At 68.5% G+C, this 15,964-nt stretch carries 17 protein-coding genes and 1 tRNA gene; 13 read left to right on the top strand and 5 right to left on the bottom strand.

Features of this window, described 5'->3' with window-relative positions:
* Positions 1-10 precede the first annotated feature (10 nt).
* Both EDD31_RS05195 and EDD31_RS05190 read right to left on the bottom strand, forming a co-directional pair.
* The gene (locus EDD31_RS05195) at positions 11-967 is read right to left on the bottom strand and encodes a TIGR03885 family FMN-dependent LLM class oxidoreductase (protein WP_170163196.1); all 957 of its coding nucleotides are present in this window, start codon (positions 965-967) and stop codon (positions 11-13) included.
* 57 nt (positions 968-1,024) lie between these two features.
* Positions 1,025-1,098: transfer RNA gene (locus tag EDD31_RS05190), tRNA-Gly, on the bottom strand.
* A gap of 137 nt (positions 1,099-1,235) precedes the next feature.
* On the opposite strand from EDD31_RS05190, the gene dcd reads away from it, so the two are divergent.
* From dcd to EDD31_RS05140, 10 genes are all read left to right on the top strand, one after another.
* Positions 1,236-1,814: a dCTP deaminase gene (gene dcd, locus EDD31_RS05185; RefSeq protein ID WP_123305162.1), complete on the top strand. Its 579-nt coding sequence runs from the start codon at positions 1,236-1,238 to the stop codon at positions 1,812-1,814.
* Positions 1,811-2,710 carry a hypothetical protein gene (locus tag EDD31_RS05180; RefSeq protein ID WP_123303215.1) on the top strand — a complete coding sequence of 300 codons (900 nt, stop codon included), beginning with the start codon at positions 1,811-1,813 and terminating at the stop codon, positions 2,708-2,710. The genes dcd and EDD31_RS05180 overlap by 4 nt, the downstream gene beginning before the upstream one ends.
* Positions 2,711-2,869: 159 nt before the next feature.
* Complete coding sequence (locus EDD31_RS05175; protein ID WP_123303214.1) at positions 2,870-5,908, top strand: Na+/H+ antiporter subunit A; 3,039 nt, start codon at positions 2,870-2,872, stop codon at positions 5,906-5,908.
* A complete protein-coding gene (locus EDD31_RS05170) occupies positions 5,905-6,555 on the top strand; it encodes a Na(+)/H(+) antiporter subunit C (protein WP_425453688.1) in 651 nt (216 codons plus the stop codon). Before EDD31_RS05175 ends, EDD31_RS05170 begins: the two co-directional genes overlap by 4 nt.
* Complete coding sequence (locus tag EDD31_RS05165) at positions 6,552-8,147, top strand: Na+/H+ antiporter subunit D (RefSeq protein WP_123303213.1); 1,596 nt, start codon at positions 6,552-6,554, stop codon at positions 8,145-8,147. The genes EDD31_RS05170 and EDD31_RS05165 overlap by 4 nt, the downstream gene beginning before the upstream one ends.
* Complete coding sequence (locus EDD31_RS05160; RefSeq protein WP_123303212.1) at positions 8,144-8,749, top strand: Na+/H+ antiporter subunit E; 606 nt, start codon at positions 8,144-8,146, stop codon at positions 8,747-8,749. The genes EDD31_RS05165 and EDD31_RS05160 overlap by 4 nt, the downstream gene beginning before the upstream one ends.
* Positions 8,746-9,231 carry an MrpF/PhaF family protein gene (locus EDD31_RS05155; protein WP_123303211.1) on the top strand — a complete coding sequence of 162 codons (486 nt, stop codon included), beginning with the start codon at positions 8,746-8,748 and terminating at the stop codon, positions 9,229-9,231. Before EDD31_RS05160 ends, EDD31_RS05155 begins: the two co-directional genes overlap by 4 nt.
* Complete coding sequence (gene mnhG / locus EDD31_RS05150) at positions 9,228-9,644, top strand: monovalent cation/H(+) antiporter subunit G (RefSeq protein ID WP_211336057.1); 417 nt, start codon at positions 9,228-9,230, stop codon at positions 9,642-9,644. Before EDD31_RS05155 ends, mnhG begins: the two co-directional genes overlap by 4 nt.
* A gap of 55 nt (positions 9,645-9,699) precedes the next feature.
* A complete protein-coding gene (locus EDD31_RS05145; RefSeq protein WP_123303210.1) occupies positions 9,700-9,945 on the top strand; it encodes a DUF4235 domain-containing protein in 246 nt (81 codons plus the stop codon).
* A gap of 44 nt (positions 9,946-9,989) precedes the next feature.
* The gene (locus EDD31_RS05140; RefSeq protein ID WP_123303209.1) at positions 9,990-10,673 is read left to right on the top strand and encodes a hypothetical protein; all 684 of its coding nucleotides are present in this window, start codon (positions 9,990-9,992) and stop codon (positions 10,671-10,673) included.
* A 63-nt stretch (positions 10,674-10,736) separates the two neighbouring features.
* On the opposite strand, the gene EDD31_RS05135 is transcribed toward EDD31_RS05140, so the two are convergent.
* From EDD31_RS05135 to EDD31_RS05125, 3 genes are all read right to left on the bottom strand, one after another.
* Positions 10,737-11,303 carry a hypothetical protein gene (locus EDD31_RS05135; protein WP_123303208.1) on the bottom strand — a complete coding sequence of 189 codons (567 nt, stop codon included), beginning with the start codon at positions 11,301-11,303 and terminating at the stop codon, positions 10,737-10,739.
* Positions 11,304-11,618: 315 nt separating this feature from the next.
* Positions 11,619-12,191, bottom strand: a complete 573-nt coding sequence (locus EDD31_RS05130) for a prepilin peptidase (protein ID WP_123303207.1) — start codon at positions 12,189-12,191, stop codon at positions 11,619-11,621.
* Complete coding sequence (locus EDD31_RS05125) at positions 12,191-12,514, bottom strand: DUF192 domain-containing protein (protein ID WP_170163195.1); 324 nt, start codon at positions 12,512-12,514, stop codon at positions 12,191-12,193. Before EDD31_RS05125 ends, EDD31_RS05130 begins: the two co-directional genes overlap by 1 nt.
* Before the next feature lie 255 nt (positions 12,515-12,769).
* Between EDD31_RS05125 and EDD31_RS05120 the strand changes: the two genes are divergently transcribed.
* The 3 genes from EDD31_RS05120 to EDD31_RS05110 are packed head-to-tail and all read left to right on the top strand — an operon-like array spanning position 12,770 to position 15,959.
* Entirely contained in the window at positions 12,770-13,537 is a 768-nt protein-coding gene (locus EDD31_RS05120) for a hypothetical protein (protein WP_123303205.1), read from the top strand.
* Entirely contained in the window at positions 13,534-14,289 is a 756-nt protein-coding gene (gene cpaB, locus EDD31_RS05115) for a Flp pilus assembly protein CpaB (protein ID WP_123303204.1), read from the top strand. Before EDD31_RS05120 ends, cpaB begins: the two co-directional genes overlap by 4 nt.
* A complete protein-coding gene (locus EDD31_RS05110; RefSeq protein ID WP_123303203.1) occupies positions 14,289-15,959 on the top strand; it encodes a P-loop NTPase family protein in 1,671 nt (556 codons plus the stop codon). Before cpaB ends, EDD31_RS05110 begins: the two co-directional genes overlap by 1 nt.
* Positions 15,960-15,964: the final 5 nt, after the last annotated feature.

The raw sequence follows: 15,964 nt of genomic DNA, 5'->3' as shown, positions 1-15,964 counted from the left end.
CGGGGGCGGGTCAGGAGCGCAGCGCGGGGAGGATCTCGGCGCCGGCCAGATCGAGCCACGGCTGCTGCACTTGCCCCACGTGATGGAGGTAGATCTCGTCGAAGCCGGCGGCGACGTCGTCGCTGATCCACGCGACATGCTGCGCGGGGTCTGCCGAGATCCGCACTGCTTCGCGCACTGTGTCCGCCGAGATCTCGCGGGAGGCAGCATCGAAGTACTCGGGTGTGGGGAGGTCCTGATCCAGGGGAGGGCCGAGGGTGTTCGCCGACCACTGGTCTCGGGCGATGGCGAGCGCCTCCTCTTCGGTGGGTGCCCAGGAGAGGTGGACCTGCAGGGCCACCGGGCCGCGCCCGCCGGCCTCTCGGTAGGCGGCCTGGACGTCGTGTTCCGCGCCGCCTTGGTTGAGCGTGATCATGCCCTGCGCCCAGGCGGCAGCACGCCGGGCCGACTCGGGGGTGATGCAGGCTGCCAGCAGGGGGGAGGGGGTCTCGGGCCGGTCGTAGACATGCGCGCGGTCCACGCGGATCAAACCCGTGTGGGAGACCGTCTCGCCCTGGAGTAGCCGGTGGATGACGTCGGCCGATTCCTCCAGGCGACGGCGCCGGGTCTGCTGGTCGGGCCAGGGATCGCCGGTGACGTGTTCATTCATGGCTTGCCCGGCGCCGAGCGCCGTCCAGTAGCGGCCCGGGAACATCTGCCCCAGGGTGCCGATGGCCTGCGCCAGGATCGCGGGGTGGTACCGCTGACCGGGGGCGGCCACATGCCCGATGCGCAGCGAGGTGGTGGCCAGCGCCGCGCCGAGCCAGGAGAGGGTGAAGCCGGAGTGGCCCTGCCGCGCGGACCACGGCATGTGGTGGTCCGAGGCCATTGCGGCGTCGAAGCCCGCTCGCTCGGCTTCTTGGACGTCGCGCAGCAGCTGCGAGGGCCCAATCTGCTCGTGGGAGGCGTGGAATCCGAAGACCGTCATGCCAACCATTCCTACGGTGAAACCGGCTCGGCTGCCTCTCGGGAGAGGCCCTCGACGTGGAGCGGGTGACGGGAATCGAACCCGCGCTACCAGCTTGGGAAGCTGGAGTTCTACCATTGAACTACACCCGCAATGCCGGATCAGTGTAGCCCGTCGGGCGCCAGCGTTCGAAACTCAGGAGCTGACTGACCCGCCCGATCCGCCCCGGGTGGCGTCCGCCCTCGCATCCGTGACGCAACCAGAGCGGGGCAGTGGCAGAATCGCCCTCGTGCTGCTCTCCGACCGGGATATCCGTACCGAGATCGACGCCGGCCGGGTCCGGCTCGACCCCTACGAGCCGGCGAACATCCAACCCGCCAGCCTCGATGTGCGGGTCGACCGCTACTTTCGGCTCTTCGACAACCACCGCTATCCGGCCATCGACCCCGCTGAGGAGCAGCCCGACCTCACACGCCTGGTCGACGCCGGCCCCGACGAGCCACTGATCCTCCACCCGGGAGAGTTCGTGCTCGGGGCCACCTACGAGCAGGTGACCCTCCCCGATGACGTGGCGGCGCGCCTGGAGGGGAAGTCCTCCCTCGGCCGCCTGGGGCTGCTCACGCACTCCACCGCCGGGTTCATCGACCCGGGCTTCACCGGCCACGTCACCTTGGAGCTGTCCAACACGGCCACGATGCCGATCAAGCTCTGGCCCGGGATGAAGATCGGGCAGCTCTGTTTCTTCCGGCTCTCCTCGCCCTCGGAGCGTCCCTACGGCTCGGGCGCGTCGGGTTCGCGCTACCAGGGCCAGCGCGGCCCCACTGCGTCGCGTTCCCACCTGAACTTCTCGCGCCTGCGGGTGGAATGACCGCATCCGGCCCGGCTCCGGCACCGCCACTGGATCTGGCGGTCGCGCGCTCGCGCCACCTCCTGGCCACCGGTGTCGGCGTCATTCCCGAGGACATCGAGGCCCTCGCGATCTCCCGATGCGACACCGCCGCCTGGGTCGGCCCGGGCACCTTGCGTCTACTTCCGGGTGTTCACTTGAGCGGACCCTTCGAGGTGGATGAGCAGGCTCGCACCGAGTTCGATCTGCCCCGCGAGGCCGGCAGCGCCTATGTGCTCGATTGCCCGCAGCGGCGCGGACACCCCCTGCCCGCCGAGCTGACCGGCTTCGACCCGGTTCTCGACGCCTTCGCCTCCGGGGTGCTGACCGGCGTGGAGCAGGAGGCCGTGGACCACCTGCGGGCGATGGCGCGCAGGCTCGGCGGGGCGCTGCGCCTGGCTGGTTCTGGAGCGGTCGTTGAGCCGGATCCGGACTCGGCGACCGATCTGACCGTCCACTCGCCGATCTGGCTTGAGCCCGATGCCTGTCTGGCGGCGATCCGGGAGGTGGCCCCGGCGGCACGCGACCTCATGGCCGACGTCCCGGCCGAGGCGGTCTCGGAGGAAGCCATGGAAATCTATGGGATCGGGGTTCCCAGCGGACTCGACCTCATCGAGATCACGGCGGCCGGCTCCGATGCCCCGCCACTGGTGCTCCGCGGTGCGGACTGGGCCCTGCGCGGTGTGATCTCTTACTCCATCCGGTGGCGCCCCGCCGACCCGGCCGCCATGGCAAGCCGCGTGCCGCGCAATCTACGCCGCCCGCGCGCTCAAGCGATAGCCCTGATCGAGCAGCTTGCGAGCGTGGTGTACGAGGCCGCCGGTGGTGCCGTCTGCGATGACGACGGTTTCCTGGTGGACCTCGCTGACCTGCACTGACGCCGTCTGTCACGTCACGGTTTGGTAAACTTTCCCGGTCCCCCCGCGTGTGCAAGGTCGGCCTCGGTCGGCGGTGCTCACCGTGCGCGTCCCTCCGATGCTTCGGCGCGCACACCCCGTGATCGGGAATGAACCCGCCACCATGTTGAGGAGTGGCCTGTGCTGATCGTTCTCGCGATCCATCTGGTCGCCGCTGTCGCGGCGCCGTGGATCGTGGGGCGCGTCGGACGACGGGCCTTCCTCGGACTGGCCCTGGTACCGGCCACTGCTCTCGCGTGGGCGGCGTACGTCACGCCGCAGGTGCTGGCGGGTGAGGCCCTAGAGGCGTCTGTGAGCTGGGTGCCAGCGCTCGGCATGAACCTGGACTTCCGGCTCGATGCGCTGTCCTTGGTGATGACTCTGCTGGTCTCCGGGGTGGGCGCCCTCGTGCTGGTGGCCTGTGCGGCCTACTTCCCCCGCCGCGCGGGCGGTCTCGGCCGCTTCGCCGGGATCTTCCTGATCTTCGCCGGCGCCATGCTGGGCTTGGTCCAGTCGGACAACACTCTTGTGCTGTACGTGTTCTGGGAGCTGACCACCATCTGCTCCTACCTCTTGGTGGGGCACTACCACGAGCGCCAGACTGCACGTCGTGCCGCCCAGCAGTCCCTGGTGGTCACCGGCACCGGCGGGCTCGCCATGCTCGGTGGTTTCATCCTGCTCGGCGAGATGGAGGGCGGGTCCTACCGACTCTCCGAACTCGTCGACTCCGCTGCGCACGGCGGCCTGAGCGGGAGCACGCCCGTGCTGCTCGTCGCGCTCGCGCTGGTGCTGGCCGGCGCGTTGAGCAAGTCCGCGCTGGTGCCCTTCCACTTCTGGCTGCCTGCCGCCATGGCCGCACCCACCCCGGTCTCGGCCTATCTGCACGCTGCTGCGATGGTCAAGGCGGGGGTGTACCTGGTGGCCCGGCTCGCCCCCGGATTCGCCTCGGAGGAGACGACCGCCACGCTCTGGAAGGCACTGGTGCTCGGCTTGGGGCTGCTCACGCTGCTGGTCGGCGGCTACCGGGCACTGCGCCAACACGATCTCAAGCTCGTGCTGGCCTTCGGTACCGTTTCCCAGCTCGGCTTGCTGGTCGTGTTGCTTGGACACGGCGACCGCGGCGTCGCTCTGGCCGGTCTCACGCTGTTGGTCGCTCACGCGTTGTTCAAGGCCTCCTTGTTCCTGCTCGTCGCCGTCGTGGACTGGTCCACCGGTACCCGGGATCTACGCAGACTCTCTGGCCTCGGGCGCCGGCTCCCCGTGGCGGCTGTGACCGCGGCGCTGGCGGTGGCCTCCATGGTGGGCCTTCCTCCTCTGATCGGTTACGTGGCCAAGGAGGCGGCGCTCGTGCAGCTCCTGGAACTGGCCACGGTCGCGGACCTGGTCACACTGGTGGCCATCGCAGTCGGCTCTGCTCTGACGCTGGCCTACGGCTTGCGAGTCTGGTGGGGCGCTTTCGCCGTCAAGCAGGCCGGTGGCGGCCGCTCGCTCCCGGCCACCGTGGTGCAACGGCGTTCCCGTCTGCTCATGGCTCCTCCGGTGGTGCTCGCCCTCACGGGTTTGGCCCTCGGGACCGCTCCGGCTCCCTTGGAAGCCCTGCTCGACCCGTACACCGCCACGTACCCGGGAGCCCCCGGGCACCTGAGCCTGTGGGAGGGCTGGGGGTGGCCGGTGGCCATCACCGCGACGATCGTGGCCAGTGGCGCCGCGCTCTTCGCGTGGCGGGGCCGGCGTGCTCGCCTGCGGGAGAGCGTCGCGCCAGGCGGCTTCGATGGGGCGTATCGCTTCTCCTTGCGCACGCTCGAGCAGCTCGCCTCGGGCGTCACCGCCCGGACGCAGCGCGGTTCGCTGCCCTTTTACCTCTCCGTCGTCCTGGTCACCCTCGTGGTGGCGATGGTGGGCGCCGGCGTGAGCGGTGGTTTCGCTGCGGGCGACTGGGCGGTGCGGGCGTGGGACTCGCTGCCCCAGGCCCTGGTGGCCGTGGTGGTGGCCGGCACTGCGATCCTGGTGGTCCGCGCTCGCCGTCGGCTCAAGGCCGTGCTCCTGCTCGGTGTAGTCGGCTACGGCGTCGCCCTGATCTTCGCGCTGCACGGTGCGCCTGACCTCGCCTTGACGCAGGTCCTCGTGGAGACGGCGACACTCGTGGTCTTCGTGTTGGTGCTGCGGCGTCTGCCCGCCTACTTCTCCAATAGGCCGCTGGCCAGCTCCCGGTGGTGGCGTGCGGCGCTCGGCGTGGCCGTCGGACTCACGGTGGTGGTCATCGGGATCCTCGCCACCGGGGCTCGCATCCACGAGCCGGTCTCGGTGGACTTCCCCGACGAGGCCTACTACTACGGCTACGGCCAGAACGTCGTGAACGTGACCTTGGTGGACATCCGCGCCTGGGACACCCTGGGCGAACTCTCGGTGCTGCTCGCTGCGGCGACCGGCGTGGCCTCCCTGTTGTTCCTTCGGGCCCGGGTGGGCCGGGTGGACCGTGCTCGCGATGTGCCGAGGTCCTCCGGGCAGGCCGTGGGTGATGTTGCGTTCCCCATCCGTCACGGTCTGCTGCTCACCGCGGGCGCGCAGGGGATGCCTGAGGGGTCCGGCCGCGACCAGACCTGGCTGCCCGCTGCCGGCAGCATCGAGCCGCAGCGCCGCTCGGTGATCTTCGAGATCGGCACCCGGGTGGTGTTCCACACCCTCGTGGTCTTCTCCGTCTTCCTGTTGGTGTCCGGGCACAACGCGCCCGGCGGCGGCTTCGCCGCCGGTCTGGTGGCCGGCATCGCCCTGATCGTGCGGTACCTCGCGGGCGGGCGCCACGAACTCGGTGAGGCCGTGCCCCTGCACCCGGGCTATCTGCTCGGGGCGGGCCTCTTCCTGTCCGCCGGTGTCGGAGCGGTCCCGCTGGTGTTCGGCGGCACGGTGCTGCAATCCGCCATCGTGCACTTCACCCTCCCGGTCTTCGGAGAGGTGCACCTGGCCACGGCGATGATCTTCGACATCGGTGTCTATCTCGTGGTGCTCGGCGTCATCCTGGACATCCTGCGGTCGCTGGGTTCGGAGGTGGACCGCCATGGCGAGCTCGAGGGCTACCAAGCTCCCGACGTCGCCTATGACGACCCCGACCCCGTGGCCGAGGACGCCGTCTCCGCTCCGGTGGAGTCCGCGGGTGGAGCCGTCGGGGGTGAGCCAGCATGAGCCCGGGAACCATGATCGAGGTGACGCCGTCACTGGCCTTGCTCCTTGCTGCCGGCGTGCTGTGCGGCACCGGGGTCTACCTCCTGCTGGAGCGGTCGCTGACGCGCATCGTGATCGGTATGGCGCTGCTCGGCAACGGCGTGAACCTGCTGCTCCTGGTCGCCGGAGGCCGCGCCGGTGGTCCGCCGGTGCTCGGTCAGACCGAGCCGGAGGACATGTCCGATCCCTTACCGCAGGCCATGGTGCTCACCTCCATCGTGATCACTCTGGGCGTGACCGCCTTCCTGCTCGCCATGGCCTACCGCTCGTGGCAGCTCAACGGCCACGACGAGGTCCAGGACGACCTCGAGGACCGCCGGGTCGCCGAACGCGCCGCGCGCGACGAGGTCTCGGAGCGGGCCACGGACGACCCCGGCGAGTATCTCGCCGAGCCCAACGACGTCGTCGTGGAGGCTGAGGCGAGGGACGAGACTCGGCCGGAACTGAGACGAGGCGGGCGGAAGAAGGGCGCCGAGCCCAACGACGTCGTCGTGGAGGCTGAGGCGAGGGACGAGACTCGGCCGGAACTGAGACGAGGCGGGCGGAAGAAGGGCTCAGAGCCCAACAGCGCTAACGAGAGCGACTCGGGCGAGGGAGGGTCGCGATGAACTGGCTTGTTGCGGTCCCGGTCGCCCTCCCGCTGGTCGGTGCCGGTTTGGCGCTGGCCTTCGCCCGCTCGCCGAAAGTTCAGCGTCTGGTCTCTCTTGCCACGCTGTCCCTGAGCTTGGCCGCCGCCGTCATGCTGCTGGTCTACGTGGACTCCGGGCCGGTCGTCATGGATGTGGGTGGCTGGGCTGCGCCGGTGGGCATCACCTTGGTGGCCGATCGCCTCTCGGCCCTGATGCTGGTCACGTCTCTGGTGGTCTCCTTGGCCGTCATGCTCTACTCGCTGGCGCAGGGCTTCGCCGACGGGGACGACGGTGCGCCGGTGGCGATCTATCACCCCACGTTCCTCGTGCTCTCGGCCGGGGTCTCCACGGCCTTCATCTCAGGAGACCTCTTCCACCTCTACGTCGGCTTCGAGGTGTTGCTGACCGCGAGCTTCGTGCTGATCACACTCGGCGGCACGCGGGAACGCATCCGGGCCGGAACGATCTACGTGATCGTCTCGATGACCTCGTCGATGATCTTCGTGATCGCCATCGCTGCGACCTATGCCGCCACCGGCACGGTGAACCTGGCGCAACTCGCCCAGCGGCTCCCCGAACTCGATCCCGGCATCCAGCTGGTGCTCCAGCTGCTGCTGATCCTGGGATTCGCCATCAAGGCGGCGATCTTCCCGCTCTCGGCCTGGCTCCCGGACTCCTACCCGACAGCGCCCGCCCCGGTGACCGCGGTCTTCGCCGGGCTGCTCACCAAGGTGGGCATCTACGCGATCATCCGTACCCAGACGCTGCTCTTCCCCGAGGGCCGCCTTGATGACCTACTCATGGTCGTGGCCGTGGCGACCATGCTCGTGGGAATCCTCGGCGCCGTCGCTCAGGTGGACATCAAGCGCATGCTGTCCTTCACGCTGGTGAGCCATATGGGGTTCATGCTGTGGGGGATCGCGATGACCTCGTCGGCCGGGTTGTCCGCGGCGATCGTGTACGCGGTGCATCACATCCTGGCGCAGACCACGCTGTTCTTGGTGGCCGGCCTCATCGAGCGACGTGGCGGCACCACCTCCCTGCTGCAGCTCGGTTCTCTGGCGCGGCTCTCTCCGCTGCTGGCCGTGCTGTTCTTTCTCCCGGCCTTCAACCTCGCCGGGATACCTCCCTTCACGGGCTTCCTCGGTAAGGCCGGGCTCCTCCAGGCCGGAGCGGAGCACGGAGGGCTGTTGTCCTACGGACTGATCGCCGCCGGGCTCATCACCTCGCTGCTGACCCTGTACGTGGTGGCCAAGGCTTGGAACATGGCCTTCTGGCAGGAGGCGCCTGAAGAGCTGGTTCCGAGTGTGCCCGAGAGTGGTCGCACGATGACCGTCTTGCCCCGAGCGATGGTGGCCCCCGCCGCCGGACTGGTCGCCGTGATGCTGGCGCTGGTGGTCATCGCCGGGCCCTTGTTCACCTACACCGATGCGGCGGCCACGGATCTGCGGGCCCGCACGCCATACGTGGACGCAGTGCTGCCCGATGGCGTCCGCGGCACGGGCGATTCCCATGTGATCACCGAGTCCGAGAGCGCGCAGGACGCTTTAGACCCAGGGGAGGACGAATGAGCCCGCACGCGGCGCCCGCACGGCACTCCCACCAGCGGAGGGCCTGGCGCCCCCGCCGCCCCTCGCTGCTCATGGTGACGTGGCTGACGGCCGTCTGGGTGCTGCTCTGGGGCGACCTCACCTGGGGAAACGTCATCATGGGTGCTGTGCTCGCGCTCGCGGTCACCGTGGTGCTGCCGCTGCCCCGGGTCCCTGTCGACGTGCGCGTCCGCCCATGGGCGCTCGCCCGGCTCATGGCCCGGTTCATGTACGACGTGATGGTGGCCTCCGTGCAGGTGGCCGGTTTCGCCCTCGGACGGCGTACGCCACGCGGCGCCGTCATCCGGGTACGCCTGCACTCGCATTCGGACGTCTTCTTGTACCTCACGTCCGGGTTCACCTCGCTGGTGCCAGGGTCGGTGGTGGTGGAGGCGCATCGATTGACCGGCACCATGTATGTCCACGTCTTTGACGTGCACATGCAGGGAGGTCTGGAAGGGGCCGAGCAGGCCATCCTGGCGCAGGAGGAGCGGATTCTGCGGGCTTTCGCCTCGGACGAGCAGCTCCGCGAGGCCGGCTTCCACCCCGGTTCCACGCCGCGAGCGGGGAAGGTTGCCCGATGATCACTCAGGTCACCGCCGTCGTGCTGGCGATCTGCCTGGCGCTGCTCGTGGCCGCCGCTGTGCTGGCACTCTGGCGGATGGAGAAGGGCCCCACGATGTTCGACCGGGTGGTCTCCCTCGATGTCACCACGGTCATCGTGCTCGGTGGCATCGCGTTGATCACCGCCAGTACCGGCAGATCTGATCTGGTCCCGGTGCTCGCAGTGCTCGCCGTGGTGGGTTTTGTCGGTTCGGTGGCCATGGCGCGTTTCGCCGCGGCAGAACGGCCGGAGGAGGCCCGGATCCTCACCGAGGCAGAGGCCCGGGAGCTCGCTGCCCAGGAGCTCGACGACACCGCCGCACCGCTGCACGATCCCGATGAGCAACCCACTGCTGGCCCGGCACCGGGTGATGCCGGCGGCCAGATCGGCAGCGTGGACGACGGCGCCGACCAAGAGTCCGCTGTGGGGTCAAGGAGCGAGTCTGGGGAGGAGGGGTCGTGAGCGACGCCGTTCTCGAAGGGGTCAGCCTCGCCGGGGCGCTGTTGATGTTGGGCGGCTCCGCGCTCATCCTCATCGCGGCCATCGGCGTCGTGCGCTTCCCGCACCTGCTCACCCGCATGCACGCCGCGGCGAAGCCGCAGAACCTCGGTCTGGTGCTGCTGATGTCCGGCCTGGCACTGCAGATTCGTCAGCCCGTGGTGGTGTGGACGCTGCTGCTGGTGGTCGCCTGTCAGCTGGTGACCGCGCCCATCGCCGCCCACATGGTGGGCCGTGCCGGGTTCCGGACCGGTCGGATCGACCCGGAGGACCTTGAGGTGGACGAACTCACCGAGGACCTCGCCGCGGCCGCGCGCCTGTCGAATGACGAGGTCGCGCGCCGGCTGGCCGAGCGTGGTCGCCGGTCGGAGGACTGACGCCGCACGGTCGGGTGGACGGGCAGGGCCTGTGTCACGTGGTTAGGCTGGCGACATGGACATTGGCTGGAAGCTTGTCAGTACCGGAGCCACACTCGGCGCGACCGTCGTCACCTCGAAGGTGGTGGGCCTTGGATGGAAGGCCGTCACCGGGCACGAAGCGCCGGTGAACACCGATGACCCCGACCTCGAACTCTGGGAGGTTGTGGCCTTCGCTGCGGTCTCCGGTGCGCTGCTCGGCCTGACGCGCCATCTTGCCCTGCGCCAGGCCGCCAAGTGGTACGGCGGGGACCGCGACTGAAGACCGACCCGCGAAGGTGAAGTACGGCTCGGGGAGGTTCCAGCATGCCTCCGGCTGAGATCTTCATCGTCGCCATCCCCTTCCTGGCGGTGGTGTCCCTTGGCGTGATCTCCACTGTGCGGACCGAGCGGCGGCGGCGCCGCTCGGTCAAGGGCACAAGGGAGTTCGCTGAGCGGCACTCGTGGCGGTACCAGGAGGATGCGCCGGGCCTGACCGAACGCTACGAGCTGCCCATCTCCGCTTCCGGCAGGCTCCGCCACTGCCGGTCGCGCCACCTCATCAGCGGCACGTACCGGGGCCGAGAGGCTCGAGTCTGGGAGTTCTCCGCCACGGAGAAGACACGGCGCAGGAGGAGTGGTGGCGGCCGGCATCCTTCCTCGACTCTCTACCACCTGATCGCTCTGACGATGGACCAGGAACTGCCGTCTCTGACGATGACCTCTCGGGGTGGAGCGATCTCACGGGCGCTCGCCGGCCAGCCCAGCCAGACCACGGGGGATCCGGACTTCGACAATGCCTGGTGGGCGAAGGCGCATGATCAGGGTGTGCTGCGCTCTCTCCTCAGCAGTGGGCTGCGCGCTCACCTCATGGCGTCCCGAGGCGAGGTGAACGGTCTCGCCACCCGTGGCCGGACGTTGGTGGTCTGGCGGAAGGGCCGCCAGCAGGCCGAGAAGCTCGAACCAATGCTGGAAAAGGCCGCAGAGATCTCCCGGTATGTGGAGCGGTAGATACTCAGTGCGTGACACCTCGATTTGCTTGCGGTGGCGCGTGACTCAGTATTCGCCTCCGCGCTATGTCGCGTCGGCCTCGTCCAGGTAGATGCTCTGCTCGATCGCCTGTGCGATGTCCTCGTCGATTGACGTGCTGACATATTGCACCAGTACGGCCTCGCGCTCCGGCCCCGCCAGGGACCACAGCACCGTCTCGTATCCGTCGTAGGTGAAGCGTGAGCGGTGGAAGAGTTCGGGATCCTCTTCCCCGATGTCCTGCTCCCATTCAGGGCGCTCCTCCGGTGGGACAGGGCGGAGCCCGTCCACCGCGCCGCCGATGACGTCGATGTAGACATTCGTGGCCATGCGAGCGGCATAGCCTTCCAGCGGTACGGAAATAGCCACCTGCGCGGTCTCTTCCTCGTTCTGGTAGATGTACCGCCAGATGGAGTCGGCGGGGGCGTCGATCTCGTGGAACTCTTCGGGTACCGCCAGGCTCACACGCTCAGTCTCGACCCGCTCCAGGCCAGCTGGCACGTCAGAGGCTGCGGCTTCGGATTGGCTTCCGTTGTCCTCTGAGGCGCATGCGCCGAGCAGCAGGGCGACGAGGAGGAGAGAGGGGGAGGTGGATCGAGGCTGGCGGTTCATGGCAACTCCTCCTGTGCGGTGGCCGGTCGCTCTCATCGCTCGTGAAAAAACAACACCGGCTGCCGAGCGCCCCCCTGCATCGCTCGACAACCGGTGCCTCTCACGGATCTTCCCGGGCCGCGGCCCCCCTGCTGCCGCGGGCCCCGGGGTCATTCTCATCGGCCCTCCAGCCGATGCCGAAAGATTACGGACCCGGGCAATCCTGACCTAGGGCCCTCGGGCCCAGCGTGAGACCTAATCGTGACCTTTCCGGATTTGCCCCATTTCTGGGCCCGGGGGCCCACAATGCGACCTAGGTCGTGGGCCGGGACCGCTTCAGGCCGGAGGCGCCATCCGCGCCCACGTCAGGACCACCACGGCACCCAGGAGCATGTACGGTCCGAAAGCGATCATGGTCTTGCGCCCTGCTTTGCGCAGCGCCAGCAGGGCGAGGGCGACCACCCCGCCGAGGAGGAACGGCAGCAAGGCCATCAGGGCCAGATCCACCCAGGAGTACCACGCGGCCAGCATGCCGAGCACCGGTGCGAGTTTGACGTCACCCAGTCCCAGGCCCGACGGGCTGAGAAGGTAGAGCACCAGGTAGCCAGCGCCCAGGATGAGTCCACCAAGAAGCGCCCGGGCCACGGCGGTGACGTCGGAGGCCAGGATCCCGGCCGTGCCGATGAGCACGACGGTGATCCCGAGGAGGGGGAAGACCAGCGCATTCGGCAAGCGATGCTGGCGAATGTCGATCACCAGCAGGGCGGCACCGATCGCCGCAAAGGCCACCACGGCGGGGGTCAGCGGCCCCGGTCCGGAAACCCAGATCGCCCACAGGACTCCGACCGCGGCCACGACGGGTATCGCGCGCGGATACCTCCGGATCTCCCCCCAGAAGCGCGCTGCCATCACTGGTGCCCGTTCGCAGCCCAGGAGATCGCGGAGCCGACGTCGAGGCCCCACCTCTCGAAGCTTCCGGCCGGAGCCTCCAGGACGGTCGTGGTGCCTCGGGCCCCGAAGAAGCCCCAGGGCTTCATCGTGCGCACCGCAATCGCCTTGCGGTCGCTATTCAGCAGGGCTACATCGATCGTGGCGCTCATCCACCAGGTGTGCACCGAACTGCAGGGCGAGATGAGCATCGCTGGTGGCAGCGGCTTGCGTGCGAGCATGCCGCGCAGGCGCTGCCCGAATCGCTCGGCAAGGAGCAGTGAACTGACGGGTGTCCCGTCCACGACCAACTCGGTACTGCGCACTTGTCCCCCACTCGGCACTGTCCTGCGATTCTTGATCAGGGGCCATTCTGACGCCTCTCGCCGGTTCCCGGCGACCATCGCTTCCGTGGGCCCTAGGCCCTAATGGTGATTCTCGAGAGCCAACTGTTCATCGTCCGGCATGGTTCCCGCGACTTTTCGCGTGATATCTTGCCGAGCGTCCTCTCGCAGGGGGCGAAAGCGCGCATCCACAGAGTTCAGGGGGGCGATACGGCCGTGGCGGTGATCGGAATCGGTGCACCGGAGACCTCTCCGGTCACCGTCAACGATGTCTCTCCCAACCTCGACGCGCTCACCGAGGCCATCCAGCCGTACGGCGACGAGGAACTCCTGTTCGTCTCCCGCACGGCTGAGCACCGGCGGCTGGGACGTGCCATGCGCCTGCTCTATGGCGCCGAGCGGGTGGCGGTACTGCACGTCGAGGCGCCAGTGACCGCATGGACGCTGATGTTGCACGGCCTGTCGGTCCTCCCACAGGATCGGCTGGCCGCGGCCGGCGGCGCCGCGACAGCCCTCCTGGAATGGACCCGCACCCGGTTGGTGCTCTCCTCGGTGGCCCGTCTCGACGGGGTACAGACCACCTTCAAGCAACACCTGATCAGCATGTGGCCGCCCAAGAGGTTCGCCGTCGATCTGCTGGACTCCACCGTGGAGGAGTTCTCCGGCACGCTGCCGCTGGATGGCTACGTACCGATCGCTGCTCACTCCAAGAAGGCGCCGGTCAAGCCGGAGACCCCGGGGTGGCCCATCGATCCGGGTGCAGCCACCGACCTCGGCACGATCGACTGCGGATGGAAAGCCGGCCGATGGCTGGAAACCTCCACGCTCATGTACCCCCCGGAGCAGATCATCGAGCGCGTCCTGGGCCAGCCGGCCTTTCACCGGTGCCCCTCCTGCAACCGGCAGGCCACGGCTGATCACTGCCTCTTCTGCGAGCTCCCTGTCGCTGAGTCCACTCTCCCTTCTGAAGGAGTTCCTGCGTGAACCCCCGCCAGTACACCGGCCTTGCCGTGCTGCTCCTTACGGGACTGTGCGCGGTGGCCGTGTTCGTCCTCGTCTTCCTCTACGTCGATGACGTCCGCTCTGAAGTGGGCCCGACCGCCACCGTCTACGAACTCGACGAGCCGGTGTCCGCTCTGGCGTCGGTCCCCAGCGAGGCGCTGCGCGAGGTCGAGGTGCCGGAACGCTGGATCCCCGAGGACGCGATCCGGCACCCGGACCAGATGGCGGGCCTGGTGGCGGCAGCCGATTACGAGCCGGGCACGCTCTTGCAGGCCGGCATGCTGGAACCACCGCCGGTGCTGGAGCCTGGTTTCCGGGAGGTCGCCATCATGGTGGACGCCGAGACCGGCGTGGCCGGCAAGGTCTTCCCGGGTGACCGCGTCGACATCATCGCCACCATCGCGGGCAACGAAGACCTCGGGATTGCTCCGCGCGCCGAGGTGTGGGTGAGCGATGCCCTGGTACTGGAGATCGGCGCGCTGACCGAGGTTGACGATGAGGACGCCGTCGGAAACTTCACCACCACTGCGGCTGTCCCGGTTACCTTCGCGCTGAATGCCGAGGAGACCTTGCGCCTGGCCTACGGCGAGAGCTTCTCAGTCAAGCTCCGCCTGGCGCTGCGCCCAGCCGGTGATGATGCCGAGGTCCCGGAGGAGTTCCAGGTCTACGTCGATGCCCTCGCTGAAGACGCGCGTGGCAACGGCGATGGTGGCGACAACGGAGGGGACGACTGATGGCGACGAAGGTTCTGCTCGTCACCAATGACGCGGGTGTCCGCGATCACCTCGGGCACGTGCTCAGTGAAGCCGAAGACTTCGATCTTGCCGGCTCGGTGCGCGATGCTGTCGCAGCGCGTGCCGCACTGGAGCGGGACGCGGACATCACCATCATGGTGGTCGACGAGAACGTGGACAACGGGAATGGGCACGCTGCCGCACGCGCCGTCGGGGCAGCTTTCCCGCTCGTGGGCCTGGTCATGGTGGTCCCCCATGCCGGCTCGGAGGCCTTTGGGCGGGCCATGGAGGTGGGTGCCCGCTCAGTCATCTCGACCTCCACGAGCCTTGACGAGGTGATCACCCGCCTTGAGGGCGTGGCCCGGTGGGCCGACTCCGTGCGCGCGGCGCTCGATGCGGACTTCGCCTCGGCGAATGCCGGGCGCGTGGTCGCCATCGCCGGCGCGAAGGGCGGGGTGGGCGTCTCCGCCCTCACCCTGCTGCTCGCACGCGCCAGCGTCGGGATGCGCTCGGTCTCGGTGGTTGACTTCGACCTCGGCAAGGGCGACCTCGCGGCCTACTCCGGAGTGCACACGCGCCGCTCCATCGTCGACCTCACCGGTGTGGCCGGGGAGATCACCTCACGCATGCTGCGTGAGACTTCCTACGAGATCCGGGGCGGGCTGCGCCTGTTGTCGGCTCCAAGTCACGGCGAGCGCGGCGAGGAAATGACCCCCGAGGCGGCTCGCAACATTATCGGTGCGCTGCGCTACGAGTCCGACCTTGCTGTGGTGGACATCGGTTCGCACCTCGACGACGTGCGTGCCACCGTCCTGGAGTTCGCTGACGCGGTGCTCCTGGTGTCCACCCCGGACCTCCCCTCTCTGCGTGCTACCCGCCGCATCCTGGATCAGTGGGAACGCCTGGCGATCCGCCCGCCGAGTTCCGTGGACCTGCTGCTCAACCGCCGCGCCAAGCAAGACCAGGTCACACCGGCCTTGGCTGAGCGCATCGTCGAGCGATCGATTGCCTTCGTGGTGCCTGATGGCGGCGCACCATTTGCTGAAGCGATGAACACCGCTACTTTGTTGGAGGACAAGAAGACAGCAGTGCACGAGGCGGTTGGCCGCGCGGGTGAGGCGGTGCTGGCCAAGGAGATCACTGCTGAAGCGGAGGGTGAGAAGCAAGAGGGGGACACCGAAGTGGAGCAGCTCCTCAACAAATCAGCACCGACCACGCGACGGTCCCGGCGCGATGACCAGAGCAAGCGCAGCAGGCGCCGGAAGGCGAAGGCTGAAGCCAAGGCCGGCAAGAAGGAAGCCAAGAAGTCACGGAAGGCAGCCAAGGCCGAAGCAGGACAGGTGGCCTTGGAGCTGCCGGTGATGGTCGGCATCGTGCTTGCGGTGGTGCTCATCGCAGTGCAGGGCCTGGGCTGGGCTGCCGGTTTGGTGGCAGCTCGTTCCGCTGCGCAGGATGGCGCCCGCTATGTGGGGATCCAGCAGTCCTACGATCCGACCGTGGCCGCCCGTGCCGAGAGCATCGCCTATGACGGCCTGCTCGCGAACTGGCACAGCGACGCCACCGTGACCGTGGGGCGGAACGAGGTGCGCGTGGAGATCCGCACTCCCACGATCATCCCCGGGGCCACGCTCTCTGCGGCCTCGACCGCCACCGTCTACCGCGAGCCGTGACCGAA

The organism is Bogoriella caseilytica, from assembly GCF_003752405.1.
GTDB classification, from domain to species: domain Bacteria; phylum Actinomycetota; class Actinomycetes; order Actinomycetales; family Actinomycetaceae; genus Allobogoriella; species Allobogoriella caseilytica.
The sequence above is the reverse complement of the archived record's forward strand: the minus strand, read 5'-3'. Positions and strand labels throughout refer to the sequence as shown.

Coding starts and splice junctions, on each gene's coding strand:
- EDD31_RS05195 (WP_170163196.1), bottom strand. CDS start 967: ATGACGGTCTTCGGATTCCACGCCTCCCACGAGCAGATTGGGCCCTCG.
- EDD31_RS05180 (WP_123303215.1), top strand. CDS start 1,811: ATGACCGCATCCGGCCCGGCTCCGGCACCGCCACTGGATCTGGCGGTC.
- EDD31_RS05170 (WP_425453688.1), top strand. CDS start 5,905: ATGAGCCCGGGAACCATGATCGAGGTGACGCCGTCACTGGCCTTGCTC.
- EDD31_RS05165 (WP_123303213.1), top strand. CDS start 6,552: ATGAACTGGCTTGTTGCGGTCCCGGTCGCCCTCCCGCTGGTCGGTGCC.
- EDD31_RS05160 (WP_123303212.1), top strand. CDS start 8,144: ATGAGCCCGCACGCGGCGCCCGCACGGCACTCCCACCAGCGGAGGGCC.
- EDD31_RS05155 (WP_123303211.1), top strand. CDS start 8,746: ATGATCACTCAGGTCACCGCCGTCGTGCTGGCGATCTGCCTGGCGCTG.
- EDD31_RS05145 (WP_123303210.1), top strand. CDS start 9,700: ATGGACATTGGCTGGAAGCTTGTCAGTACCGGAGCCACACTCGGCGCG.
- EDD31_RS05140 (WP_123303209.1), top strand. CDS start 9,990: ATGCCTCCGGCTGAGATCTTCATCGTCGCCATCCCCTTCCTGGCGGTG.
- EDD31_RS05135 (WP_123303208.1), bottom strand. CDS start 11,303: ATGAACCGCCAGCCTCGATCCACCTCCCCCTCTCTCCTCCTCGTCGCC.
- EDD31_RS05130 (WP_123303207.1), bottom strand. CDS start 12,191: ATGGCAGCGCGCTTCTGGGGGGAGATCCGGAGGTATCCGCGCGCGATA.
- EDD31_RS05110 (WP_123303203.1), top strand. CDS start 14,289: ATGGCGACGAAGGTTCTGCTCGTCACCAATGACGCGGGTGTCCGCGAT.